The 24,839-nt window shown below is 58.9% G+C and carries 26 protein-coding genes and 1 pseudogene; 17 read left to right on the forward strand and 10 right to left on the reverse strand.

Annotated features, from left to right (window positions below; genetic code table 11):
* Positions 1–30: 30 nt before the first annotated feature.
* Complete coding sequence (locus AK821_RS10245; RefSeq protein WP_064389554.1) at positions 31–1,176, reverse strand: MFS transporter; 1,146 nt, start codon at positions 1,174–1,176, stop codon at positions 31–33.
* A gap of 191 nt (positions 1,177–1,367) precedes the next feature.
* Positions 1,368–2,861: an aldehyde dehydrogenase gene (locus AK821_RS10250; RefSeq protein WP_016985821.1), complete on the reverse strand. Its 1,494-nt coding sequence runs from the start codon at positions 2,859–2,861 to the stop codon at positions 1,368–1,370.
* 239 nt (positions 2,862–3,100) lie between these two features.
* On the opposite strand from AK821_RS10250, the gene AK821_RS10255 reads away from it, so the two are divergent.
* Positions 3,101–3,463 carry a cupin domain-containing protein gene (locus AK821_RS10255; protein ID WP_064389555.1) on the forward strand — a complete coding sequence of 121 codons (363 nt, stop codon included), beginning with the start codon at positions 3,101–3,103 and terminating at the stop codon, positions 3,461–3,463.
* Positions 3,464–3,643: 180 nt separating this feature from the next.
* On the opposite strand, the gene rpmG is transcribed toward AK821_RS10255, so the two are convergent.
* Both rpmG and rpmB read right to left on the reverse strand, forming a co-directional pair.
* A complete protein-coding gene (gene rpmG / locus AK821_RS10260) occupies positions 3,644–3,799 on the reverse strand; it encodes a 50S ribosomal protein L33 (protein ID WP_003177274.1) in 156 nt (51 codons plus the stop codon).
* Positions 3,800–3,810: 11 nt separating this feature from the next.
* Positions 3,811–4,044: a 50S ribosomal protein L28 gene (gene rpmB / locus AK821_RS10265; RefSeq protein ID WP_007920377.1), complete on the reverse strand. Its 234-nt coding sequence runs from the start codon at positions 4,042–4,044 to the stop codon at positions 3,811–3,813.
* Between the two features lie 448 nt (positions 4,045–4,492).
* Here rpmB and AK821_RS10270 point away from each other — a divergent pair, with 448 nt between their 5' ends.
* Positions 4,493–6,079 carry an ABC transporter substrate-binding protein gene (locus AK821_RS10270; RefSeq protein ID WP_064389556.1) on the forward strand — a complete coding sequence of 529 codons (1,587 nt, stop codon included), beginning with the start codon at positions 4,493–4,495 and terminating at the stop codon, positions 6,077–6,079.
* A 133-nt stretch (positions 6,080–6,212) separates the two neighbouring features.
* On the opposite strand, the gene radC is transcribed toward AK821_RS10270, so the two are convergent.
* The gene (radC, locus tag AK821_RS10275; protein WP_064389557.1) at positions 6,213–6,887 is read right to left on the reverse strand and encodes a RadC family protein; all 675 of its coding nucleotides are present in this window, start codon (positions 6,885–6,887) and stop codon (positions 6,213–6,215) included.
* A 134-nt stretch (positions 6,888–7,021) separates the two neighbouring features.
* Here radC and coaBC point away from each other — a divergent pair, with 134 nt between their 5' ends.
* The 7 genes and pseudogenes from coaBC (at position 7,022) to AK821_RS10310 (ending at position 12,696) form a co-directional block, all read left to right on the forward strand.
* Positions 7,022–8,230, forward strand: a complete 1,209-nt coding sequence (gene coaBC, locus AK821_RS10280) for a bifunctional phosphopantothenoylcysteine decarboxylase/phosphopantothenate--cysteine ligase CoaBC (protein ID WP_064389558.1) — start codon at positions 7,022–7,024, stop codon at positions 8,228–8,230.
* A gap of 5 nt (positions 8,231–8,235) precedes the next feature.
* Positions 8,236–8,691, forward strand: coding sequence for a dUTP diphosphatase (dut, locus tag AK821_RS10285; protein ID WP_016985816.1), 456 nt, complete (start codon positions 8,236–8,238; stop codon positions 8,689–8,691).
* Between the two features lie 324 nt (positions 8,692–9,015).
* Positions 9,016–10,392 (forward strand): annotated as a pseudogene (locus AK821_RS10290) (phosphomannomutase/phosphoglucomutase); the annotation flags it as partial.
* A 17-nt stretch (positions 10,393–10,409) separates the two neighbouring features.
* Positions 10,410–11,315 (forward strand): acetylglutamate kinase, encoded by a 906-nt coding sequence (argB, locus tag AK821_RS10295; protein WP_064389560.1) that lies wholly within the window; start codon positions 10,410–10,412, stop codon positions 11,313–11,315.
* 208 nt (positions 11,316–11,523) lie between these two features.
* Positions 11,524–11,736: a hypothetical protein gene (locus AK821_RS10300; protein ID WP_064389561.1), complete on the forward strand. Its 213-nt coding sequence runs from the start codon at positions 11,524–11,526 to the stop codon at positions 11,734–11,736.
* Between the two features lie 17 nt (positions 11,737–11,753).
* The gene (locus tag AK821_RS10305; protein ID WP_064389562.1) at positions 11,754–12,326 is read left to right on the forward strand and encodes a hypothetical protein; all 573 of its coding nucleotides are present in this window, start codon (positions 11,754–11,756) and stop codon (positions 12,324–12,326) included.
* Positions 12,313–12,696 carry a hypothetical protein gene (locus tag AK821_RS10310; protein WP_064389563.1) on the forward strand — a complete coding sequence of 128 codons (384 nt, stop codon included), beginning with the start codon at positions 12,313–12,315 and terminating at the stop codon, positions 12,694–12,696. The genes AK821_RS10305 and AK821_RS10310 overlap by 14 nt, the downstream gene beginning before the upstream one ends.
* A gap of 103 nt (positions 12,697–12,799) precedes the next feature.
* Here AK821_RS10310 and pyrE read toward each other — a convergent pair whose 3' ends face one another.
* Positions 12,800–13,444, reverse strand: a complete 645-nt coding sequence (gene pyrE / locus AK821_RS10315) for an orotate phosphoribosyltransferase (RefSeq protein ID WP_008078597.1) — start codon at positions 13,442–13,444, stop codon at positions 12,800–12,802.
* A gap of 82 nt (positions 13,445–13,526) precedes the next feature.
* Here pyrE and AK821_RS10320 point away from each other — a divergent pair, with 82 nt between their 5' ends.
* Positions 13,527–14,306, forward strand: a complete 780-nt coding sequence (locus AK821_RS10320; RefSeq protein WP_016772543.1) for an exodeoxyribonuclease III — start codon at positions 13,527–13,529, stop codon at positions 14,304–14,306.
* 80 nt (positions 14,307–14,386) lie between these two features.
* On the opposite strand, the gene gltS is transcribed toward AK821_RS10320, so the two are convergent.
* The 3 genes from gltS to rph form a co-directional block, all read right to left on the reverse strand.
* Positions 14,387–15,595: a sodium/glutamate symporter gene (gene gltS / locus AK821_RS10325; protein ID WP_064389564.1), complete on the reverse strand. Its 1,209-nt coding sequence runs from the start codon at positions 15,593–15,595 to the stop codon at positions 14,387–14,389.
* A gap of 378 nt (positions 15,596–15,973) precedes the next feature.
* Entirely contained in the window at positions 15,974–16,342 is a 369-nt protein-coding gene (locus AK821_RS10330; RefSeq protein WP_064389565.1) for a DUF4870 domain-containing protein, read from the reverse strand.
* 28 nt (positions 16,343–16,370) lie between these two features.
* Entirely contained in the window at positions 16,371–17,093 is a 723-nt protein-coding gene (gene rph / locus AK821_RS10335) for a ribonuclease PH (RefSeq protein ID WP_064389566.1), read from the reverse strand.
* A 270-nt stretch (positions 17,094–17,363) separates the two neighbouring features.
* Here rph and AK821_RS10340 point away from each other — a divergent pair, with 270 nt between their 5' ends.
* The 6 genes from AK821_RS10340 to AK821_RS10365 all read left to right on the forward strand — a co-directional run bounded on the left by AK821_RS10340 (position 17,364) and on the right by AK821_RS10365 (position 22,666).
* Complete coding sequence (locus AK821_RS10340; RefSeq protein ID WP_064389567.1) at positions 17,364–18,227, forward strand: YicC/YloC family endoribonuclease; 864 nt, start codon at positions 17,364–17,366, stop codon at positions 18,225–18,227.
* 12 nt (positions 18,228–18,239) lie between these two features.
* Positions 18,240–18,860 carry a guanylate kinase gene (gene gmk, locus AK821_RS10345; protein ID WP_053125052.1) on the forward strand — a complete coding sequence of 207 codons (621 nt, stop codon included), beginning with the start codon at positions 18,240–18,242 and terminating at the stop codon, positions 18,858–18,860.
* A gap of 167 nt (positions 18,861–19,027) precedes the next feature.
* Positions 19,028–19,291 carry a DNA-directed RNA polymerase subunit omega gene (rpoZ, locus tag AK821_RS10350; RefSeq protein WP_016985812.1) on the forward strand — a complete coding sequence of 88 codons (264 nt, stop codon included), beginning with the start codon at positions 19,028–19,030 and terminating at the stop codon, positions 19,289–19,291.
* 57 nt (positions 19,292–19,348) lie between these two features.
* Entirely contained in the window at positions 19,349–21,454 is a 2,106-nt protein-coding gene (spoT, locus tag AK821_RS10355; protein ID WP_064389568.1) for a bifunctional GTP diphosphokinase/guanosine-3',5'-bis pyrophosphate 3'-pyrophosphohydrolase, read from the forward strand.
* 24 nt (positions 21,455–21,478) lie between these two features.
* Positions 21,479–21,859, forward strand: coding sequence for a RidA family protein (locus tag AK821_RS10360; protein ID WP_003229509.1), 381 nt, complete (start codon positions 21,479–21,481; stop codon positions 21,857–21,859).
* Between the two features lie 66 nt (positions 21,860–21,925).
* A complete protein-coding gene (locus AK821_RS10365) occupies positions 21,926–22,666 on the forward strand; it encodes a hypothetical protein (RefSeq protein ID WP_064389569.1) in 741 nt (246 codons plus the stop codon).
* A gap of 139 nt (positions 22,667–22,805) precedes the next feature.
* Here AK821_RS10365 and AK821_RS10370 read toward each other — a convergent pair whose 3' ends face one another.
* Positions 22,806–23,663 carry an SDR family oxidoreductase gene (locus AK821_RS10370; protein WP_064389570.1) on the reverse strand — a complete coding sequence of 286 codons (858 nt, stop codon included), beginning with the start codon at positions 23,661–23,663 and terminating at the stop codon, positions 22,806–22,808.
* Positions 23,664–23,852: 189 nt separating this feature from the next.
* Between AK821_RS10370 and exbB the strand changes: the two genes are divergently transcribed.
* Positions 23,853–24,839 (forward strand): tonB-system energizer ExbB, encoded by a 987-nt coding sequence (gene exbB, locus AK821_RS10375; RefSeq protein WP_064389571.1) that lies wholly within the window; start codon positions 23,853–23,855, stop codon positions 24,837–24,839.

Below are 24,839 nucleotides of genomic sequence, written 5' to 3' on the forward strand. Positions count from 1 at the left end.
AGGAGCTGCCGAAGGCTGCGATCTTTTGATCTACGCAGGTTCTGTCACCGGGCCGAATGCCCCTTGGCGCAACAGCAATATCACCAACCCAAACGCCCCTATCGCCATCAACAGCGGCAGCGCATGCCCGTTGATCCACTGACTGCCCGCCCCCGCCGCCAGCGGCCCGATCAGACAACCGACGCCCCAGAGCTGCGCGATATGCGCATTCGCCCGCACCAACGCATCGTCGCGATAACGTTCGCCAATCAGAATCAACGACAAGGTGAACAAACCACCAGCACTGGCGCCGAACAACACCCACAGCGGCCAGATCAGCAATGTATCGAGTAACAGCGGAATCGCCAGACTCGACAGCATCAGCACCACCGCACAGCCGGCAAACAGCGTGCGCCGCGACAGATAATCGGCCAACGCACCAATCGGCAATTGCAGCAGCGCATCGCCGACCACCACGGTACTGACCATCGCCAAGGCGATTTCGGCAGTGAAGCCCTGTTGCAGGCAATACACCGGCAGCAACGTCAGGATCATCGCTTCGAACGCGGCAAACAACGACACCGCCCAGGCAATCGCTGGCAGCTCGCGGGCGAAGCCCCACAGGTCGCGGAACGTCACGCTGCTTGCCTCACTGCTCGGCGCGCCGCTGCGACCGAGTAACAGCAACGGTGAAACCAGCAGCAAACCGACACCGACCCAAAAGCCATAATCATGTTCGGTGCCAAGCGCGCCCAACAAAAGCGGGCCGCAGAGCTGGCTCAATGCATAACTGCTGCCATACAGCGCCACCAGTCGCCCGCGCCAATGTTCAACCACCAGTTGATTGATCCAGCTCTCGCCGAGGATGAACACGATGGTGAGGATCACCCCGATCATCAGGCGCAATACCAGCCAGATCGGGTAACTTGGCAACAGCGCCAGCAGGCCGATCGATAGCGCCCCGGCCCACAGGCACAGGCGCATCAGGTTGGCCGTGCCAAAGCGTGCCGCCAGATGGCTGGAAATCTTCGCGCCCAACAACACGCCAATCGCCGGCATCGCTGCCATTACACCGATGGCGAAGGAACCGTAACCCCAGCCTTCCAGGCGCAACGACACCAACGGCATGCTGACCCCCAGGGCCAGACCGACACTCAAGACAGACGCCAACACGGCGAAATACGTCGCCCACCGCATGCTCCACGCTCCTGTGGATAATTATTTTTAGAGGCCACATCAAACAAATGTGGGAGCGAGCCTGCTCGCGAATGCGGCTGCACATTCAGCACATGGGCTGACTGATACACCGCTTTCGCGAGCAGGCTCGCTCCCACAGGGATCTGCCTCGTTTGGAGGATCTGCTCTTGCGAACAGACCCTCCTAACGGCTTACAGCTTGATCCACGTCGCCTTCAGCTCGGTGTACTTGTCGAACGCGTGCAGCGACTTGTCGCGACCGTTGCCCGACTGCTTGAAACCACCAAACGGTGCGGTCATGTCACCGCCGTCGTACTGGTTGACCCATACGCTGCCGGCGCGCAGTGCCTTGGCGGTCAGGTGCGCCTTGGAGATGTCCTGCGTCCAGACTGCTGCCGCCAAGCCGTAGGGCGTGTCGTTGGCGATTTGGATGGCTTCCTCGGCGGTATCGAAAGCGATCACCGACAGTACCGGACCGAAGATCTCTTCCTGAGCGATCTTCATCGCGTTGCTCACACCGTCGAAAATCGTCGGTTCAACATACGTACCACCAGTTTCCTGAAGGATGCGCTTGCCGCCGGCCACCAGTTTGGCGCCATCGGTGTGACCGGATTCGATGTACGACAGCACGGTGTTCATCTGCTGGGTATCGACCAGCGCGCCCACATTGGTCGCCGGATCCAGCGGATTGCCCGGTTTCCAGGTTTTCAGCGCCTCGATCACCATCGGCAGGAATGTGTCCTTGATCGAACGCTCGACCAGCAGACGCGAACCGGCGGTGCAGACTTCGCCCTGGTTGAAGGCGATGGCGCTGGCGGCGGATTCAGCGGCAGCTTGCAGATCCGGCGCATCGGCAAAGACGATGTTCGGGCTCTTGCCACCGGCTTCGAGCCAGACGCGCTTCATGTTCGATTCGCCGGAGTAGATCATCAGTTGCTTGGCGATCTTGGTCGAACCGGTGAACACCAGCGTGTCGACATCGTTATGCAGAGCCAGCGCCTTGCCAACGGTGTGGCCGTAGCCCGGCAGCACATTGAGCACGCCCTTCGGAATGCCAGCTTCAACCGCCAGTGCAGCGATGCGGATGGCGGTCAGCGGGGATTTTTCCGATGGCTTGAGAATCACCGAGTTACCGGTCGACAGCGCCGGGCCGAGTTTCCAGCAGGCCATCATCAGCGGAAAGTTCCACGGCACGATGGCGCCGACCACGCCTACCGGCTCGCGGGTTACCAGACCCAGTTGGTCGTGCGGCGTAGCGGCGACTTCGTCATAGATCTTGTCGATCGCTTCACCGCTCCAGCTCAGCGCCTGCGCCGCGCCCGGAACGTCGATGTACAGTGAGTCGCTGATGGGCTTGCCCATGTCGAGGGTTTCGAGCAGGGCCAGTTCTTCGGCGTGCTGCTTCAGCAGGCCGGCAAAACGGATCATGGTGGCTTTGCGTTTGGTCGGCGCCAGGCGCGACCACACGCCGGAATTAAAAGTGGCGCGGGCGTTTTCCACGGCGCGCTGGGCGTCGGCGGCGTCACAGCTGGCAATTTTGCCGAGCAGACGGCCATCGACCGGGCTGATGCACTCGAAGGTCTCGCCGGAGACGGCGTCGGTGTATTCGCCATTGAGGTAGGCGCGGCCTTCGATTTTCAGGTCGCGGGCGCGTTGTTCCCAGTCGGCACGAGTCAGGGTGGTCATTTCGAGTGTCCTCCGCTTGTTGAATACGAGCGCCGCGCGATCTTCGCCAGCGTCCTCAGGAATTCTGCCCGTCCAGCCGGTTTTTCGGCCAGAGGCACCCGCCACCCTAAACCAGCGGCCGGGGTTGTTTCAATATATTTGACATAAGGTGGCCATACGGCCTTGCGGTGTTGATTTTAATCAACATAGACTTTGGCCCTTTCCAGCCAATCGCGCCGTATTCACAGGGGATAACAACAATGAACATCCAGAACGTCGTCGACATCAGCCTGACCAGCAGCGAAGCCGAACGCTATCGCCCGGACCCGGCCAAAGTGCTCAAGGGTGACCCTGAACAGGCCGTGTTCCATCAATACGACAGCCCTTGTGGGCAGATGGGCGTTGGCGTGTGGGAAGGCGCGGTTGGGCAGTGGACGGTGAATTACACCGAGCACGAATACTGCGAGATTTTGCAGGGGGTTTCGGTGCTGCGTGATGGTGAGGGCAATGCCAAGACGTTGCGCGTTGGCGACCGGTTTGTGATTCCGGCGGGGTTTCGTGGCACTTGGGAAGTGCTGGAGGCTTGCCGCAAGGTCTATGTGATCTTTGAACAGAAGGCTTGAGGATTTTCGCTGGCTGATTCGGCCCTATCGCGAGCAGGCTCACTCCTACAGGTGACCGCATTCCAATGTAGGAGTGAGCCTGCTCGCGAAGGGGCCAGAACAGGAAACCCCAAATCCGAGGCAACAAAAAAGGCCCGTATCGTGAGATACGGGCCTTTTTCGTAAGTCAGGAAAAATCAATTACTTGATTTTGCCTTCCTTGTAGATCACGTGCTTGCGAACAACCGGATCATATTTCTTGATCTCGATTTTGTCCGGGGTAGTACGCTTGTTCTTGTCGGTAGTGTAGAAGTGACCAGTACCGGCGCTCGAGATCAAACGAATCAATTCACGCATGATTAGCTCCCTTAAATCTTGCCATCGCGGCGAAGTTCGGCGAGCACGACAGTGATGCCACGCTTGTCGATGATACGCATGCCTTTGGCAGATACGCGCAGACGCACAAAACGTTTCTCTTCTTCAACCCAGAAGCGGTGATGCTGCAGGTTCGGCAGGAAACGACGACGGGTTTTGTTGTTTGCGTGGGAAATGTTATTCCCAGTCACCGGACCCTTACCGGTAACTTGACATACTCTCGACATGCCTCAGCCCTCTAAAACCACATGCCCAACCCGGCATGGGTTGGCCGCTTAATCTCTCAGTCATTTGGCGCCAGGCGCCGCGTTTCTTTAGAGGTCTTACCGGCTACACCTACAGTGAAGGAACCGGGCCCCTAGAAAAGAGCGCTGCTTTATACCAGAAAGACCGGGGTGCAACAACATTCGGTGTGAAATCAATCGGTAAAAAGGCGCTTTTTCGGTCTGCGAACGCTTTGGATAAAGGCCGGCATCGATTTTTACCACTCGTCGCAGAAAGTCGCCCAAGCAGGCGTTTCAGACTTTTTGCGAAGCACCGCGGTCTGAAAAACGGCCATCACTGTGCCCTTAAAATGCAAAAAGGGGATAGTCATTTGTAATCCAGCCCTCTAGGGTAGGCCTTTTCCAGACTGCACTTGCAGATGGGCCTTCGATCTGTAAAAGGAAACCGACCATGCGCCTCGCTGCCCTACCCCTGTTGCTCGCCCCGCTCCTGCTGAGCCCCCTGGCCCAAGCCGCCGCGCTGAGCGTCTGCACCGAGGCCAGCCCGGAAGGGTTCGACGTGGTGCAATACAACTCGCTGACCACCACCAACGCCTCGGCCGACGTGCTGATGAACCGTCTGGTGGACTTCGACACCGCCAGCGGCAAAGTCGTACCAAGCCTGGCCGATAGCTGGGAAGTCAGCACCGATGGCCTGACTTACCTGTTCAAGCTGCACCCGCAGGTGAAATTTCACACGACCGATTACTTCAAGCCGAGCCGCGAGCTGACCGCCGAAGACGTCAAATTCAGCTTCGACCGCATGCTCGACCCGGCCAACCCGTGGCACAAAGTCGCCCAGAGCGGTTTCCCGCACGCACAGTCGATGCAGTTGCCGGCGCTGATCAAGAAGATCGACGCACTCGATCCGCTGACCGTGCGCTTCACCCTTGATCATCCGGATTCGACGTTCCTCGCCACACTGAGCATGGGCTTCGCCTCGATCTATTCCGCCGAATACGCCGACAAACTGATGAAGGCCGGCGCGACCGACAAGCTCAACAGCCAGCCTATCGGCACTGGTCCGTTCGTGTTCACCCGTTTCCAGAAAGACGCAGCGATTCGTTACAAGGCCAATCCGGACTACTTCGGCGGCAAACCTTCGGTGGATCCGTTGATCTTCGCCATCACCCCGGACGCCAACGTGCGCCTGCAAAAGCTGCGGCGCAATGAATGCCAGATCGCCCTGTCACCGAAGCCACTCGACGTACAGGCCGCGCTGAAAGAACCGACGCTGAAAGTCGAAAAGACTGACGCGTTCATGACCGCATTCGTCGGCATCAACAGCCAGCATCCGCCGCTGGACAAACCCGAAGTGCGTCAGGCGATCAACCTCGCCTTCGACAAGGCCAACTACATCAAAGCCGTGTTTGAAGACACCGCCGAAGCCGCCAACGGCCCTTACCCGCCGAACACCTGGAGTTACGCGAAGAACCTGCCGGGTTACCCGCACGATGTCGCCAAAGCCAAGGCATTGCTGGCCAAGGCCGGGTTGAAGGACGGTTTCCAGACCACCATCTGGACGCGCCCGTCGGGCAGCCTGCTCAACCCAAACCCGAGCCTGGGCGCGCAGATGCTGCAGTCGGATCTGGCGGAAATCGGCATTCAGGCGGAAATCCGCGTGATCGAGTGGGGCGAGCTGATTCGTCGCGCCAAGGCCGGCGAGCATGATTTGCTGTTCATGGGCTGGGCCGGCGACAACGGCGACCCGGACAACTTCCTCACGCCGCAGTTTTCCTGCGCAGCGGTCAAATCGGGCACCAACTTTGCGCGCTACTGCAATGCCGATCTGGACAAGCTGATCAGCGCTGGCAAGACCACCAGCGAGCAAGGCGTACGGACCAAACTGTATGAACAGGCGCAGACGCAGATTCAGCAGCAGGCGTTGTGGTTGCCGCTGGCGCATCCGACGGCTTACGCACTGACGCGTAAAGACGTACAGGGTTACTCGGTGAGCCCGTTTGGAAGGCAGGACTACTCCAAGGTCAACCTGAAATAACCTGCCTTACACATAACCTGTAGGAGTGAGCCTGCTCGCGATGGCGTCATTTCAGTCAACCCATTCGGTGACTGGAAAATTGCTATCGCGAGCAGGCTCACTCCCACAGTGGTTTAGCGTTTGTTCCTGAGAGTTACATCCAGCCACACTCCGCCATCGACAGCGGCTCACCATCGCCGATGATGAAGTGATCGAGCACGCGCACATCAATCATCTCCAGCGTTTTTTGCAAGCGCTTGGTCAGCAGCCGATCCGCCTGACTTGGGTCAGTGTTGCCCGACGGATGGTTGTGGCAGAGGATCAATGCCGCCGCGTTATTGGCCAAACATCGCTTCACAACCTCACGGGGATGCACGCTGGTGTTGTCGATGGAGCCGCGAAACAGTGTCTCGAACGTGAGCACTTGATGTTTGGAGTCGAGAAACAGGCAACCAAACACCTCATGCGGTTCGTGACGCAGCATCGCTTTCAGATAATCGCGAACGACCTGAGGGTTTTCCAGGGCTGGTTTTTGCCGTGATTTCTCAGCCAGATGCCGCCTGTTCATCTCTTGAGCCGCTTGCAGCTGTGCAAACTTCGCAGGCCCAAGCCCCAATTGCTTGCTGAATGCGTCCTGATCGGCCTCAAGCAGTAAACGCAGGCTGCCGAATTGAGTCAGCAGATTGCGCGCCAGATCCACAGCACTTAATCCGGGCAGTCCGGTGCGCAGAAAAATGGCCAATAACTCAGCGTCCGAGAGGCTCGCTGCCCCATGCTCCAATAACCTTTCCCGCGGCCGTTCCGCCGCAGGCCAATCGCGAATACTCATACACATTCCCTGTCTGTGGGCGCCGCTGTTCCGTAGCGGTCGCTGTGATATCGTAGCCCATCTTTTTTGTGGTCGATTCAACCCTGGGGAGGGGGCATCGCACCGCAGTCATCAACGAAATGAAAGGCAGACCTATGCAGCGGCTGTATCGGAAACGCATCGTTCTGGGCGTCGGCGGCGGCATCGCGGCCTACAAGAGCGCCGATCTGGTTCGTCGCCTGATCGACCAGGGCGCCGAAGTGCGTGTGGTCATGACCCACGGCGGCGCCGAATTCATCACCCCGCTGACCATGCAGGCGCTGTCCGGCCACCCGGTTCACCTCGACTTGCTCGACCCGGCCGCCGAAGCCGCGATGGGCCACATCGAGCTGGCCAAGTGGGCCGATCTGGTGCTGATCGCCCCGGCCACCGCCGACCTGCTCGCGCGTCTGGCGCAAGGCATCGCCAACGACTTGCTGACCACCCTGGTGCTGGCCACCGACGCTGTGGTCGCTGTCGCGCCGGCAATGAATCAGGCGATGTGGCGCGATCCGGCGACCCAGGCCAACCTGCAACTCCTGCAAAGCCGTGGCCTGAAGACCTTCGGTCCGGCCTCGGGCAGTCAGGCCTGTGGCGACGTCGGCATGGGCCGCATGATGGAAGCCACCGATCTGGCGCAATGCGCGGCAGACTGCTTCCAGCGTCAGGCACTGACCGGCAAACACGTGGTGATCACCGCCGGCCCGACCCAGGAAAACATCGACCCGGTGCGCTACATCACCAACCACAGCTCCGGGAAAATGGGCTTTGCCCTCGCCGAAGCAGCGGTTGAAGCCGGCGCCCGTGTGACCTTGATCAGCGGCCCGGTGCACCTGCCGACCCCGGACCGCGTCACGCGCATCGACGTGGTCAGCGCCCGCGACATGCTCGCGGCGTGTGAATCGGCGATCCCGTGCGACGTGTTTATCGCCTCGGCAGCCGTTGCGGACTACCGCCCGGAAGTCGTCGCCCCGCAAAAACTCAAGAAAGATCCTACGAGCGGTGACGGCTTCGTCCTGCAAATGGTGCGTAACCCAGACATCCTGGCCACCATCGCGACCCGTCCCGACCGTCCGTTCAGTGTCGGCTTTGCCGCCGAGACCGAACACCTGCTCGACTACGCTGCACGCAAGCTGAAGGACAAGAATCTCGATTTGATCGTCGCCAACGACGTCGCCAACCCGAGCATCGGTTTCAACAGCGAAGAAAACGCCTGCAGCGTGATTGACCGTGAGCTGCATGCCACGGTTTTCGCCCAGACCAGCAAGAGCAAGATCGCTCGCCAACTGGTCACTTTTATCGCCGAACGTCTGAACCAGGTTTAATTTACATGCACGCTTTGCAAGCCAAGATCCTCGACCCACGCATCGGCACCGAATTCCCGCTGCCGCAATACGCCACTCCGGGCTCCGCCGGCCTCGACCTGCGCGCCATGCTGGAACAGGACATCGTGATCAAACCGGGTGAAACCGTGCTGATCCCCACCGGGCTGTCGGTTTACATCGGCGACCCGAACCTCGCCGCGCTGATCCTGCCGCGCTCGGGCATGGGCCATAAGCACGGCATCGTGCTGGGCAACCTCGTCGGTCTGATCGACTCCGATTACCAGGGCCCGCTGATGGTGTCGTGCTGGAACCGTGGCCAGACCGATTTCACCATGACCGTCGGCGAACGTCTGGCGCAACTGGTGCTGGTACCGGTGGTGCAGGCGCACTTCGAAATGGTTGAAGAGTTCGTCGAAACCGAACGCGGCACCGGTGGTTTCGGCCACACCGGCACCAAATAACCGGCGTCATCGTCTGTAGGAGCTGCCGAAGGCTGCGATCTTTTGATTTGGTTTTCTACGATCAAGACCAAAGATCGCAGCCTGCGGCAGCTCCTACAGGGGGAAATTTCAGGCAGATCGGCTGAAAGGTTTACCGCCGTAAATCAAGGTTTTGCCGGCCGAAAGCCACGCCAGCCGAGGCGTCATGGCCCTTTCATACCACGAACTCTCTGTGGAAAACGCCGTCATACCCTTCAGTTTGAGCCTGCCGTCGAACGATTCGTCGGTCTGTCCCGCCACTTTCGAGATGGAGCATTTCCGTAGATGAGCACCCCAGCCAAGATTGCCCCGAAGCTGCCCGACAGCATTTTCCGCGCTTATGACATTCGCGGCACCGTGCCGGAATTCCTCAATGCCGAAACCGCTTACTGGATCGGCCGCGCCATCGGTTCGCAGAGCCTCGCCCAAGGCGAGCCAAATGTGTCCGTCGGTCGCGATGGCCGCCTGTCCGGCCCCGAGCTGGTGGCAGAGCTGATCCGCGGTATCGCCGAGAGTGGCTGCCACGTCAGTGATGTGGGCCTGGTGCCGACACCGGCGCTGTACTACGCCGCCAACGTGTTGGCCGGCAAGTCCGGGGTGATGCTCACCGGCAGCCACAACCCGTCGAACTACAACGGCTTCAAGATCGTCATCGCCGGCGACACCCTCGCCAACGAACAGATTCAGGCCCTGCACGAGCGCCTCAAGACCAACAACCTGAGCAGCGGCGCGGGCAGCGTCACCCAGGTCGAAATCCTCGACCGCTACAACACCGAAATCGTCCAGGACATCAAACTGGCCCGGCGCATGAAAGTCGTGGTCGACTGCGGCAACGGCGCGGCCGGCGTGATCGCCCCGCAACTGATCGAAGCGCTGAACTGCGAAGTCATCCCGCTGTTCTGCGAAGTCGATGGCAACTTCCCGAATCACCACCCGGATCCGGGCAAGCCTGAGAACCTCGTCGACCTGATCGCCAAGGTCAAGGAAACCAACGCCGACATCGGCCTGGCCTTCGACGGCGACGGCGACCGTGTCGGCGTGGTGACCAACACCGGCAGCATCGTCTACCCCGATCGCCTGCTGATGCTGTTCGCCCGTGACGTGGTGGCGCGCAACCCGGACGCGGAAATCATCTTCGACGTCAAATGCACCCGTCGTCTGGTGCCGCTGATCAAGGAATACGGTGGTCGGCCGCTAATGTGGAAGACCGGTCATTCGTTGATCAAAAAGAAAATGAAACAATCCGGTGCGCTCTTGGCCGGCGAAATGAGCGGACACATCTTCTTCAAGGAGCGCTGGTTCGGTTTCGACGACGGTATCTACAGCGCTGCACGGCTGCTGGAGATCCTCAGCAAGGAAAAATCCACTGCGGAAGAGCTGTTTGCGACCTTCCCGAACGATATTTCTACGCCGGAAATCAATATCCATGTGACCGAAGAGAGCAAATTCAGCATCATTGATGCACTGCACGACGCACAGTGGGGTCCAGGCGCTGACCTGACCACCATTGACGGTGTGCGAGTCGATTACGCCAAAGGCTGGGGCCTGGTGCGCGCCTCCAACACCACACCGGTGCTGGTGCTGCGCTTCGAGGCCGATGACGAGGCTGAATTGCAACGTATCAAGGATGTGTTCCACGCCCAACTGAAACGCGTTGCACCTGATCTCCAACTACCGTTCTGATCCACCCGGAGCCCTGAATGACCCTCGAACGCGATGCCGCCGCCAACACTGCCAAGGTCCTGTCCGAAGCGCTGCCTTACATCCGACGTTATGTCGGCAAGACCCTGGTGATCAAATACGGCGGCAACGCGATGGAAAGCGAGGAGCTGAAAACCGGCTTCGCCCGCGACATCGTGCTGATGAAAGCCGTGGGCATCAACCCGGTGGTCGTGCACGGTGGCGGCCCGCAGATCGGTGATCTGCTCAAGCGCCTGTCGATCGAGAGCCACTTCGTCGATGGCATGCGCGTCACCGACGCGGCGACCATGGACGTGGTGGAAATGGTGTTGGGCGGCCAGGTCAACAAAAGCATCGTCAACCTGATCAACCGCCACGGCGGCAGCGCCATCGGCCTGACCGGTAAAGACGCCGAGCTGATTCGTGCGAAGAAGCTCACCGTCACCCGCCAGACCCCGGAGATGACCCAGCCGGAAATCATCGACATCGGCCACGTTGGCGAAGTCATCGGGATCAACACCGACTTGCTCAACCTGTTGGTCAAAGGTGATTTCATCCCGGTGATCGCGCCGATCGGCGTCGGCGCCAACGGCGAGTCGTACAACATCAACGCCGACCTGGTGGCAGGCAAAGTTGCCGAAGCGCTGAAAGCCGAAAAGCTGATGCTGTTGACCAACATCGCCGGCCTGATGGACAAGTCGGGCACTGTGTTGACCGGCCTGAGCACCCAGCAAGTCGACGACCTGATCGCCGACGGCACGATCTACGGCGGCATGCTGCCGAAAATCCGTTGCGCGCTGGAAGCAGTTCAGGGCGGCGTGGGCAGCTCGCTGATCATCGACGGTCGCGTGCCAAACGCGATCCTGCTGGAAATCTTCACTGACACTGGTGTGGGTACGTTGATTAGTAATCGCAAGCGTCCTTGATCGGTAATTGCTGAAAGCAAAAGATCGCAGCCTGCGGCAGCTCCTACATAAGCGAATTTCGTTTGTATGAAATTTCTGTAGGAGCTGACGAAGTCTGCGATCTTTTTTGTGCGCGCAAGACACGTCCGACACAACTCAGCGAAACGTCCGACATCCCCTCCTAACAAATCTCCCTAGGATCTTCCCTTCATCCACCGGAGATTTACCCATGCAAAAAGATAGCGTTCCTTACGGCAGTGACATTTCGGCTGGCACCTACGCCTGCGTGGACTGCGGCCGAGAGTATTCAGGCCCTTCGCAAAAATCGATGCCGCCCTGCCCCGACTTCACGGAAGCCTCGCACCCGCTCAAGGGCTGGAAAGTCCTCAGCGGCCAAGGCGATGCGCCACAGGATCCATACCCGCAAACCAGCGAAAAATAACTCGGAGCGCCTGAGCCATGCAGATCTCGTTCACGATTGATGCCGCTGCTTTCGAGCTGGAACAAAAGGAACCGGTCAAGAAAACCTTGCGCATTGGCGACGCTGAAATCACCCACGCCTTGCAGCGCATTGCCAAGGCCAGCCTGACCGAATACCTGAAAATGCTGGTCGAAGGCGGCATGCCCAGCCGGGCTGACGAGGCCAAGCAGGATCGTCTGCTCTACCTGATTCAGAGCTACTTCGGGCAAACATTGCCGACCGAATCGCAGATCTCGACGATCTTTCAGCTAACCCAAAGCCAAAGCAAAACCCTGTTGAAAAACACCGTGTCACGCTTTCGTAACCAGCTCGACGACATCCTGCAACACAGCATGCGTGCGGTGATCGAGACGGCCGAACGCGCGCAAACCGTGTTTTTGGTGGTCATCAGTTCGGATGTGATTCGCGATGAGCTGAACATGCTTATCACTCAGAACGAGCCCACTTTCAAACCCATCACCAAACGTAAGGGCAGCGCCGGGCAGTTCGAGATCAGCGAGGATAGCCACGCCTTACTCTGCACGACGCTGGGGCTCAATGCCGTTCAATGACATCGTCGCGGTCAGTGGTTTGCTGCTGACCCTGACCACCTTCCTGTTCAATCTGGCGTGGCCAGCGCTCAGCGAAGCTTTGGCGCTGGATGAATACCAGTCGGGGCCGCTGAACCGAAAACGCAGTCGAGGGAAAGTACGGACGGCGTTTTATTCGCGGGCGCTGCCGCTGACGTGCGCGTTTGTGGCGTTGTTTTACGTCAATCTACCGGCCGCTGTAGGCATTGTCCGCAGCAGCAAACTGGATCTGTGGGATTTTGATGTGGATCGGACGTTGTACGTGATGGTGGTACTGGCGCTGCTGGCATTTGCGCTGATCAATGCGGGATTAACCGTGAAACTGATCAGAAAATGGCGAAACCTGCGTTAAGTCGAATCCCCTGTAGGAGCTGCCGAAGGCTGCGATCTTTTGATTTTGTTTTTTAAGATCAAAAGATCGCAGCCTTCGGCAGCTCCTACAGAATGATGTCGTATCAGACGCCGAACTGGGCGCGGTACGCTTCCACCGCCGGCAAGTGCTGCTTGAGCTGCGGATCATCGGCGAGGAATTCCAGCACCTGATTCAGCGAAACAATGCTGATCACCGGGATACCGAAGTCACGCTCGACTTCCTGGATCGCCGACAACTCACCGTTGCCACGCTCCTGACGGTTCAGGGCAATCAGCACTCCAGCGGCCTTGGCGCCGTCCTGGGAAGCGATGATCTGCATCACTTCACGGATCGCGGTGCCTGCGGTGATCACGTCGTCGATGATCAACACATCGCCGGTCAGCGGCGCGCCGACCAGGCTGCCACCTTCGCCGTGAGCCTTGGCTTCCTTACGGTTGAAGCACCATGGCAGGTCACGGTCGTGATGCTCGGCCAGCGCCACAGCTGTGGTCGCTGCCAACGGGATGCCTTTGTAGGCCGGGCCAAACAGAACGTCGAAAGGAATGCCGCTCTCGGCAATGGCTGCAGCGTAGAAACGCCCCAGCTGCGCCAGGGCCGAACCCGAGTTGAACAGGCCGGCGTTGAAGAAGTAAGGACTGGTGCGCCCGGACTTCAGGGTGAACTCACCGAAGCGCAAAACGCCGCGATCGATGGCAAAACGAATGAAATCGCGCTGATACGCTTGCATGAAAAAAACCCCAAATACCACGGATTTAGCTAATTAGCTTGACGCCGTGTATCATACACGCACGCGATTTTTGGGGCCATTTATGCGGATCATCAGTGTGAACGTCAATGGTATTCAGGCGGCAGTCGAGCGCGGTTTGCTCAGTTGGCTGCAAGCTCAGAATGCCGACGTCATCTGCCTGCAGGACACCCGTGCCTCCGCCTTTGAACTGGATGACCCAGCCTTCCAACTGGATGGCTACTTCCTTTATGCCTGCGATGCTGAAGTCCCTGCCCAAGGTGGCGTGGCTTTGTATTCGCGGTTGCAACCGAAGGCTGTCATCAGCGGTCTCGGTTTCGAGACGGCCGACCGCTACGGGCGCTACCTGCAAGCAGATTTCGACAAAGTCAGTATTGCCACCTTGCTGTTTCCTTCGGGGATGAACGGCGATGAGGACTTGAACCAGAAGTTCAAGCTCATGGACGACTTCGGCAAATACCTGGACAAACAGCGACGCAAACGTCGCGAGTACATTTATTGTGGCTCGCTGTATGTTGCGCAGCAGAAGCTCGACATCAAGAACTGGCGCGACAGCCAGCAATCACCGGGCTTCCTGGCGCCAGAGCGCGCCTGGATGGACGAGATTGTCGGCAACATGGGCTACGTCGATGCCTTGCGCGAAGTCAGCCGTGAAGGCGACCAGTACAGCTGGTGGCCGGACAACGAGCAGGCCGAGATGCTCAATCTGGGCTGGCGCTTCGACTACCAGATCCTGACCCCGGGCTTGCGGCGCTCCGTGCGCAGTGCACGCCTGCCGCGTCAGCCACGGTTTTCGCAACATGCGCCGCTGATCGTCGACTACGACTGGACGCTGACCATCTAGGTGTCGATTCGCAGATAAAAAATGCCCGTATCGCAAGATACGGGCATTTTTTTGTACGGCTGCTCGAAACGAATCCGAACTCAGACCGCCGCGAAGAATGGCAGGGCCAGATACAGCTTGATCACAATGACATTGATGATGTCGATGAAGAACGCGCCCACCATCGGCACCACCAAAAAGGCAATCTGCGAGGGGCCGTAGCGCTGCGTCACTGCCTGCATGTTGGCAATCGCGGTTGGTGTGGCCCCGAGGCCGAAACCGCAATGTCCAGCGGCCAGAACGGCGGCATCGTAGTTGCTGCCCATCACCCGGAACGTCACGAGGATCGCGAAGAGCGCCATGACCAGTGCCTGCACCGCCAGAATGATGAAAATCGGCAAGGCCAGGGCTGCCAGATCCCACAATTTCAGTGACATCAGGGCAATCGCCAAAAACAACGAAAGACTAACGTTACCGAGCACCGAGACTTCACGCTCGAACACCTGATACAGGCCAAGTGCTGAAAGGCCGTTGCGCAGCACCACACCGACGAACAGCACACAGACGAACGTCGGCAGCTCGAATGCGGTTCCCTGCAGCAGGCCATTCAACAGATTGCCAGCCAACAGGCTGATGGCAATCAACGCCAACGTTTCGATGAACGAAAAGGGTGTGATCGAGCGTTCTTTATTCGGCTGCTCAAAACCTTTTGGCAGGCGCGGCGCTTCCTGTTGATTGCAGCCGGGCACTGTCACGCGCTTGATCAGTAAACGAGCAACTGGTCCTCCGATCAACCCACCCAGCACCAGACCGAACGTCGCGGAGGCCATTGCCAGCTCGGAGGCGGAAGCCAGACCGTACTTCTCGCTGAACACCGTCCCCCATGCCGCACCGGTACCGTGACCGCCCGCCAGGGTAATCGAGCCTGTCAACAGCCCCATCAAAGGGTCGAGCCCAAGCAGGGTGGCCAAGCCGATACCCATCGCATTCTGCACCACCAACAGCCCGGTGACTGCCAGCAGGAATATCCCCACGATGCGCCCGCCTTTCTTCAGGCTGGCAAAGTCCGCACTCAAACCGATGGGGGCGAAAAAAGCCAGCATCAAAGGCGTTTGAAGGGAAGTATCGAAGCGCACTTCAATATCGAATGTTCGTAGCAGCAATAAAATCAAGGCAACCAACAGGCCACCCGCTACCGGCTCAGGAATATTGTAACTACGCATGAAACCAACACGTGTAACGAGTCCGCGCCCCAGCAGAAGTACCATGGAGGCGGCCACTAGCGTTCCGTAAAAATCAAGCTGAATCATTGGGATCATTTTGGCTAATTATTCAGAGGCGAACTTTTTACCTGGACACGCCTCATGAACCGGCTGATTGTCTCAACACCGATTACTATGAAATTCAAGAACCTTCGATGGCTTGAACATGTCGAAATATTTCAGGAGAAATATAACGCCTGGCAACTTTAACAACCGTCAAAAGCCGTTGCCAAGGGCCTTGGCAAGCACTGGGGCCTGCAGTTGTGACTAAATATGTAACTTTGGAGTTTATAGATAACCCAAACTACCAGTCATCGCCACCAGAAAAATCCTACATACAAAAGTCGGAAATATTAGTTGTAGAAATAAAAATGCCCTGACATTTCAGGGCATTTTTTTAATCATTGCGAACGGCGATCAAGTTATCTATTTGACCAACCGCCAGGTAAACGGATAACGATACGGAAACCCTTCGTTAGCCTTCACACCGGCAATGATCGTCAAGATCAGCGCGCCAATGGCCAACAGGCCAAACAGGAAGAAGCCAATAATCAGCACCATCAGCAGGAAACAAATCGCCGAAGCAATCGCCACAGTGATCTGAAAATTCAGCGCTTCCTTGCCCTGCGCATCGATGAACGGGTCCGTCTCGCGCTTCATCTGCCACAGGATCAGCGGCCCGATCAACGTGCCGAACGGAATCCAGATCCCCAGCAAGGCGGACAAGTGACAAAACATCGCCCATTGGCGAACCTCGTGGCTCGGCTTGGGCAGCAGCTCTTGTTCATCACTCATCGCGAACTCCTTGCGGTTATGAATCGGTTCAGTCAGCCAGTGCGGATTTTTGCAGTTCGAAGATTTCGTTCATGCCTTGCTTGGCCAGTTCCAGCATGGCGTTGAGGTCTTCAGGCTGGAACGGTGCGCCTTCGGCGGTGCCCTGCACTTCGATGAAACCACCGGTGCTGGTCATCACGACGTTGAGGTCGGTCTCGGCAGCGGAGTCTTCAAGATAGTCCAGATCCAGTACCGCTTCGCCCTGATACATGCCGACGGACACTGCGCCGATCATTTGTTTGAGCGGATCACCGCCTTTCAGGCCGCCACGCTTCTTGATCACTTTCAGCGCATCGACCAGCGCAACCATGGCGCCGGTGATCGACGCGGTGCGAGTACCGCCGTCAGCCTGGATCACGTCGCAGTCGACGTACAGCGTGACGTCGCCCAGCTTGGACATGTCCAGCGCCGCGCGCAACGAGCGGCCGATCAGACGCTGGATTTCCAGGGTGCGACCGCCCTGCTTGCCACGGCTGGCTTCGCGCTGGTTACGCTCGCCGGTGGCGCGCGGCAGCATGCCGTACTCGGCAGTCAACCAACCCTGACCCTGACCTTTGAGGAAACGCGGCACGCCGTTTTCCACGCTGACGGTGCAGATGACTTTGGTATCACCGAATTCGACCAGTACAGATCCCTCGGCGTGTTTGGTGTAGTTGCGGGTAATGCGGATCGAGCGGAGCTGATCGGCAGCGCGACCACTTGGACGTTTCATAGGGAATACCTGTACGGGGGACGGAAAACTGCCGAGCATTATAGAGCGGCGCACCGCAACTGGGCACTTGTTAAAAATGCCGACTGCCGACCGAGCCACCTGAAACACGCATTACCGACGGGCTGCAGCCCTTTGTCACACCGTGTGTTTGGGCGCATTCGCCGCACTGCGCTACAATCCTGCGCCTTTGCTGCCAGTCGGCATGAATTCATTGATATCGCGCTTGCGGAACCCTGGTTTCGCGCCGATCTGCATTGCGAGGTTACCGCCATGGTGCACAGCATGACCGCCTTCGCCCGCGTCGAGAAAGCCGGCGCCCAGGGCACCCTGAGCTGGGAACTGCGCTCGGTCAACAGCCGCTATCTGGAACCGCACCTGCGTCTGCCGGAATCGTTTCGCGACCTCGAAGGCGCAGTGCGCGAAGCACTGCGTCAGGGCCTGTCGCGGGGAAAACTGGAGTGCACGTTGCGCTTCACTGAAGAAAGCACCGGCAAGGCGCTGCAAGTTGATCGCGAACGCGCCGCGCAACTGGTCGCCGCCGCCGAAACCATCGCCGGCCTGATCAAGAACCCGGCAGCACTGAACCCGCTGGAAGTGCTGGCCTGGCCCGGCGTGCTGGTCGGTGATGCGACGGATCCACAGGCGTTGAACGCCGAGGCGCTGGCGCTGTTCAATCAAGGTCTGAAAGAGCTGAAGGCTGGCCGCGAGCGCGAAGGCGCGGAGTTGGCACGTTTGATCAACGAGCGTCTGACCTCTATCGAAGAAGACGTCGTGACCCTGCGTGAGCTGGTGCCGCAAATGCTTGCAACCCAGCGCCAGAAAGTCCTCGACCGTTTCACCGACATGAAAGCCGAGCTGGATCCGCAGCGTCTGGAGCAGGAAATGGTCATGCTCGCGCAAAAGAGCGACGTGGCTGAAGAACTGGATCGCCTGAGCACCCACATCATCGAAGTCCGCCGCGTGCTCAAGTCCGGCGGAGCCGCCGGGCGTCGCCTCGACTTCCTGATGCAGGAGCTCAACCGCGAAGCCAACACACTGGGCTCCAAGGCCTTCGATCCGCGCAGCACCCAAGCCGCCGTCAACCTCAAGGTGTTGATCGAGCAGATGCGCGAACAAGTGCAGAATATTGAGTAAGGCAACCCCGACATGACCCACAGCACCGGCACCCTGTACATCATTTCCGCCCCCTCGGGCGCGGGCAAGAGCAGTCTGGTCAAGGCTTTGACCGACGCCAACGCGGAGATCCGCGTTTCGGTTTCGCACACCACGCGCGCCATGCGCCCGGGCGAAGTCGACGGCGTGAACTACCACTTCGTGACGCGCGAAGCGTTTGTGAAGATGGGCGAACACGGCGATTTTCTTGAGCGCGCCGAAGTTTTCGGCAACCTCTACGGCACCTCGCAAAGCCACCTGCAGCAAACCCTCGATGCCGGCCACGACCTGATTCTGGAAATCGACTGGCAAGGCGCCGAGCAAGTGCGCAAGCTGATGCCGCAGGCGCGTTCGATCTTCATTCTGCCGCCCTCGCTGCAAGCGCTGCATTCGCGCCTGACCAACCGTGGCCAGGACAGCGACGAGATCATCGACGGCCGCATGCGTGAAGCGGTCAGCGAAATGAGCCACTACGTCGACTATGACTACCTGATCATCAACGACGATTTCGCTCACGCGCTGGATGATCTGAAGGCAATTTTCCGCGCCAATCAGCTCATTCAGAAGCGCCAGCAGCAGCTTCACGGCAAATTGCTGGCCGAATTGCTTGGTTAATCAGCACTTCCCAAAACGCCTGCAAGCGCTTTACATTGGCACTTGCAGCGCGTTGAAGAGCCTGGTTAAAAAATCAGCGCTTCCCTAATCGCTGGTGATTTTTTAAACTGTTGAGTCCGCTCGCCCAACCGGGCAGCGCGCATATTGCATTCGCTCCGAGGAATACCATGGCCCGCGTAACCGTTGAAGACTGCCTGAACCACGTGGAAAACCGTTTTGAGCTGGTCATGCTCTCTACCAAACGTGCCCGTCAACTGGCCACCGGCGGCAAAGAGCCACTGGTTCAGTGGGAAAACGACAAGCCTACCGTTGTAGCGCTGCGTGAAATCGCTGAAGGCCTGATGAGCTACGAGTTCATCGCCGAGCAGGAAATCGTCCAGGACGAGCCGCTGTTCGCAGCGTTCGAGGACGAGTCCAACGAGGCCGTCTAAGCCTATGCCTGGTCGACGTAGCACGGCGCGGGATCACAGCTTGCGGCAGGAATTATCATGCCGAGCATAGACGCCCTCGCCGATCGCTTATCGACCTACCTCGGCAATGACCAGGTCAACCTGGTCCGCCGAGCGTATTTCTACGCCGAACAAGCCCATGACGGTCAACGCCGTCGCAGCGGCGAGGCGTATGTCACGCATCCTCTTGCCGTGGCCAATATTCTTGCCGACATGCACATGGATCATCAGAGCCTGATGGCCGCGATGCTGCATGACGTGATCGAAGACACCGGTATCGCCAAGGAAGCGCTGCAAGCGCAGTTCGGTGAAACCGTGGCTGAACTGGTCGACGGGGTCAGCAAACTGACCCAGATGAATTTCGAGACCAAGGCCGAAGCCCAAGCCGAAAACTTCCAGAAAATGGCCATGGCCATGGCGCGCGACATTCGCGTGATCCTGGTCAAGCTCGCCGACCGCCTGCACAACATGCGCACGCTGGAAGTGCTGTCCGGCGAAAAACGCCGGCGGATCGCCAAGGAAACCCTCGAAATCTACGCGCCCATTGCCAACCGGCTGGGCATGCATGCGATCCGCATTGAATTCGAAGACCTCGGCTTCAAGGCCATGCACCCGATGCGTTCCGCGCGGATCTACCAGGCGGTCAAACGCGCCCGGGGCAACCGCAAGGAAATCGTCAACAAGATCGAAGAATCCCTTGGCCATTGCCTTGCCATCGACGGCATCCAGGGCGAAGTCAGCGGTCGGCAGAAACACCTCTACGGCATCTACAAGAAAATGCGCGGCAAGCGTCGGGCCTTCAACGAGATCATGGACGTCTACGCGTTCCGGATCATCGTCGACAAGGTCGATACCTGCTACCGCGTGCTGGGCGCTGTACATAATTTGTACAAACCGTTACCGGGGCGCTTCAAGGATTACATCGCGATCCCCAAGGCCAACGGCTATCAGTCGCTGCACACCACGCTGTTCGGCATGCACGGCGTACCGATCGAGATCCAGATCCGTACCCGCGAAATGGAAGAGATGGCCAACAACGGCATCGCTGCCCATTGGCTGTACAAGTCCAGCGGTGACGAGCAGCCGAAAGGCACCCACGCCCGCGCCCGCCAATGGGTCAAAGGCGTGCTGGAAATGCAGCAACGTGCCGGCAACTCGCTGGAATTCATCGAAAGTGTGAAGATCGACCTGTTCCCGGACGAGGTCTACGTGTTCACGCCCAAAGGCCGGATCATGGAGCTGCCGAAAGGCTCCACGGCAGTCGACTTTGCTTACGCGGTACACACCGACGTCGGCAACAGCTGCATTGCCTGCCGGATCAACCGTCGTCTCGCACCGCTGTCCGAACCGCTGCAAAGCGGCTCCACGGTCGAGATCGTCAGCGCTCCCGGCGCCCGACCGAATCCGGCGTGGCTCAACTTTGTGGTCACCGGCAAGGCACGTACACACATTCGCCATGCGCTGAAACTGCAGCGTCGCTCCGAATCCATCAGCCTCGGCGAACGCCTGCTGAACAAGGTGCTCAACGGTTTCGACAGTTCGCTGGAGAAGATCCCGACCGAACGCGTCAAGGCGATGCTCACCGAATACCGCCTCGAATTGATCGAAGACCTGCTCGAAGACATTGGCCTGGGCAACCGCATGGCCTATGTCGTCGCCCGCCGCCTGCTCGGCGAAGGCGAGCAGTTGCCAAGCCCGGAAGGCCCGCTGGCGATTCGCGGCACCGAAGGCCTGGTGCTCAGCTACGCCAAGTGCTGCACGCCGATCCCGGGCGACCCGATTGTCGGGCACCTGTCCGCGGGCAAAGGCATGGTCGTGCACCTGGACAACTGCCGCAACATCAGCGAAATCAGGCACAACCCGGAAAAATGCATCCAGCTCTCGTGGGCCAAGGATGTCACCGGCGAATTCAACGTCGAACTGCGTGTCGAGCTGGAACACCAGCGCGGCCTGATCGCCCTGCTCGCCAGCAGCGTCAACGCAGCCGACGGCAATATCGAGAAAATCAGCATGGATGAACGCGATGGTCGCATCAGCGTTGTCCAGTTGGTGGTCAGCGTCCACGACCGTGTGCACCTGGCCCGCGTGATCAAGAAGCTGCGCGCCTTGACCGGGGTGATCCGTATCACCCGCATGCGTGCATAACTCAACCATTACAAGGAGTCATACATGACCAAGACTGTTATCACCAGCGACAAGGCCCCGGCCGCCATCGGCACTTACTCCCAGGCGATCAAGGCAGGCAACACCGTGTACATGTCGGGTCAGATTCCTCTGGACCCAAAAACCATGGAACTGGTTGAAGGCTTCGAAGCGCAGACCGTCCAGGTGTTCGAGAACCTCAAAGCCGTGGCTGAAGCTGCTGGCGGTTCGTTCAAGGACATCGTCAAACTGAACATCTTCCTCACCGACCTGAGCCACTTCGCCAAGGTCAACGAGATCATGGGCAAGTACTTCGACCAGCCATACCCGGCCCGCGCCGCCATCGGCGTGGCTGCCCTGCCAAAGGGTTCGCAGGTTGAAATGGATGCCATTCTGGTCATCGAGTGATGCGCACGGCGCGGCCTCCAAAGCCGCGCCGACTGCTGCAAGAAAAGGTTTTGAAAGGATTCCACCATGCGCAAAGCGCTAGCTTTCCCGCTGCTCGCCATTTTCCTCGGCGGCTGCGCCAGCAACCCTGCCGACCGTGACATCAGCGGCACCTGGATCAACCAGGTGGCGATCGATGCCGCAGCCAAGGGCGGCCCCCTGCGCGAAGCGCTTCAGGCTTACGGCCCGAACCTTGAGTGGGACGTCAACACCAAGGCCAGTCAGGCCCGCTACACCAACGGTTTTGAGAACGTCGAAGGACGGCTGCTGGGTGAGAAATCCGGCGCCTGGAAAGTCGACTTCTATGGCAGCTCCGCCAGTGAGCTGAAACGCGACGGCGGGCAACTGCAGCAAGCCGCCGGCGAGAACGAACCCGAGCAAGTTTTCGACCGTGCACAGATTGCGGTGCCGGAAGGCGCACCGATCGGTGCCAGTTTCGAACGTGCGCTGTATTCGGCGTATCTGGGCGGTGACTGGAAAATCACCAGCGGTCAGGGTGAAGGCAGCACCGTGCAATTCCAGGCGGATGGCCAAGTCTCCGGTTTGCCGGGAGCCGACCGTTATGCTTTGTGCCTGGCGGGCGACTGCGCGTCGATGAGCAATGGCAACGACAGCATGTGGCTGCAACAGAACGGTCAGGGCAATAACTGGATCTTTGTGCGCAAGGGCAAAGAGCTGGAAATTCTCCAGGCAGTGAATGCCGCGTTGGCGGATGAACAACCACAGTTCACAGCCGGTGAGCGCAAGTGGTTGCTCGAGAAGCAGTAATCCACCTCTGAAACCGCAGACATCCCCTGTAGGAGTGAGCCTGCTCGCGATAACGGTGTAACAGTCAGCACAAGTGTTGAATGTTATGGCCCCATCGCGAGCAGGCTCACTCCTACAGTTGTTTTGTGTTGTCAGGAAGTCAGCATTTACCTTCAAGGATCGCGGCATAACCTTCGCGATAGCTTGGGTAAGTTGGCCTCCAGCCCAATGCCTTCACCCGCGCATTGCTGCAGCGCTTGCTGCCCGTGCGCCGAACGCTGGCGTCATCCGCCCACTCGGTCACACCCAGATACTCACGCAGCCAACCGACCACCTCCGCCAACGGTGCCGGCGCGTCGTCGACACCGATATAGAAATCATCCAGCTTCAGGCCCTGACGATCCTTCTCCAGCAGAAACGCCAGCAACCCGGCCGCGTCATCGGCATGAATCCGGTTGCCATAGAGCGGCGGTTCAACCTCCACGCGATAACCACGACGCACTTGAGTCAGCAGCCATTCGCGGCCCGGGCCGTAAATGCCGGTCAGACGCAGGATGCTCGCCGGGATACCGCTATTGAGGGCAACTTGCTCCGCTTCCAGCATCAGTCGTCCTGAATAACCGGCGGCGATTGTTGCCGATGTCTCGTCAACCCACTCGCCGCCCTGCTGCCCGTACACGCTGCTGCTGGAAACGAACACCAGGCGCTCGGGGACTTGCCCGTAGTCATCCAGCCAGCTCAGCACATTCTGCAAACCCTGCACGTAAGCGGCGCGATAACCGGCCTCATCGTGATCAGTTGCCGCTGCGCAATACACCAGATAATCCACCGCCCCTACTGGCCAGGTCGCAGGGCAGTCTTCGTTGAACAGGTCACCGGCAACGCCGATGACACCGTCAGGCAGTTTCGAAACGTCCCGGCGCAAGCCATGAACTTCCCAGCCAGCCGCCAGCAATTGCTTGGCCAGACGACTGCCGACATCACCACAACCGGCAATCAAAACAGAAGGCGCGGACATCAAAAAACTCCCATCGCAAAGGCATAGACTAGCGCCGGCAAAGGACGAGCGGCTAGCAATGCAGGAAAAAAAGATACTCTATTACTTTTGTTAACAAGAATTACTTGCAATAATGCAGGCCACTTTTGTTCTCGGCCTTACGAGGCCTGGAAGAGCACTAAACGTTTTTCTATCTCAGGTCCGGCCAGCATGACACGTAATCAAATCCCCGCTTCGCCAACCAAACGACCTCGCGCCTGGAGCGCGGTGGCGGCTCTGCTGCTCAGTCTGATGCTGGCACCGACTGCCGCGTTCGCCGATGCAACTGCACCGTCCCAGCCAGCTGCAAATACCACACAGGATGTGCCAAGAAACCCTGATGGTAGCGTCGACACCTCCTCACTGCCGCCAGAAGTTCAAGAGTCTCTGGCCAAGTTCGGCGAGGCGGCCAAGCAGTTTGATCCGCAGGAGATGGAAGACAACAACAGCCTGGGCATGGCCCACGACCTGTCGCCGTGGGGCATGTACCAGAACGCAGACATCATCGTGAAAATCGTGATGATCGGTCTGGCCATCGCTTCCATCATCACCTGGACCATCTGGATTGCCAAAGGCTTCGAGCTGATGGGCGCCAAGCGTCGTCTGCGTGGTGAAATCGCCGCCCTGAAAAAAGCCACCACCCTTAAAGAAGCCAGCGCCACGGCCGGCAAGGAAGGCACCCTCGCCAACTTGCTGGTGCACGACGCGCTCGAAGAGATGCGCCTGTCGGTCAACAGCCGCGAGAAAGAAGGCATCAAGGAACGCGTGAGCTTCCGGCTCGAGCGCCTCGTAGCAGCCTGCGGTCGCAACATGAGCAGCGGCACCGGCGTCCTCGCCACCATCGGTTCTACCGCGCCGTTCGTCGGTCTGTTCGGCACCGTATGGGGCATCATGAACTCCTTCATCGGCATCGCCAAAACCCAGACCACCAACCTCGCCGTTGTGGCACCGGGCATTGCAGAAGCACTGTTGGCCACCGCGCTGGGCCTGGTTGCCGCGATTCCAGCCGTGGTGATCTACAACGTGTTCGCCCGCTCCATCGCCGGTTACAAGGCGCAGGTTTCCGACGCATCGGCAGAAGTGCTGCTGCTGGTCAGCCGCGACCTCGACCACCAGCCTGAGCGCAGCTCGCAGCCGCACATGGTCAAAGTGGGGTAA

The organism is Pseudomonas sp. RIT-PI-r (genome assembly GCF_001297015.1).
In the GTDB taxonomy this organism is placed as follows: domain Bacteria; phylum Pseudomonadota; class Gammaproteobacteria; order Pseudomonadales; family Pseudomonadaceae; genus Aquipseudomonas.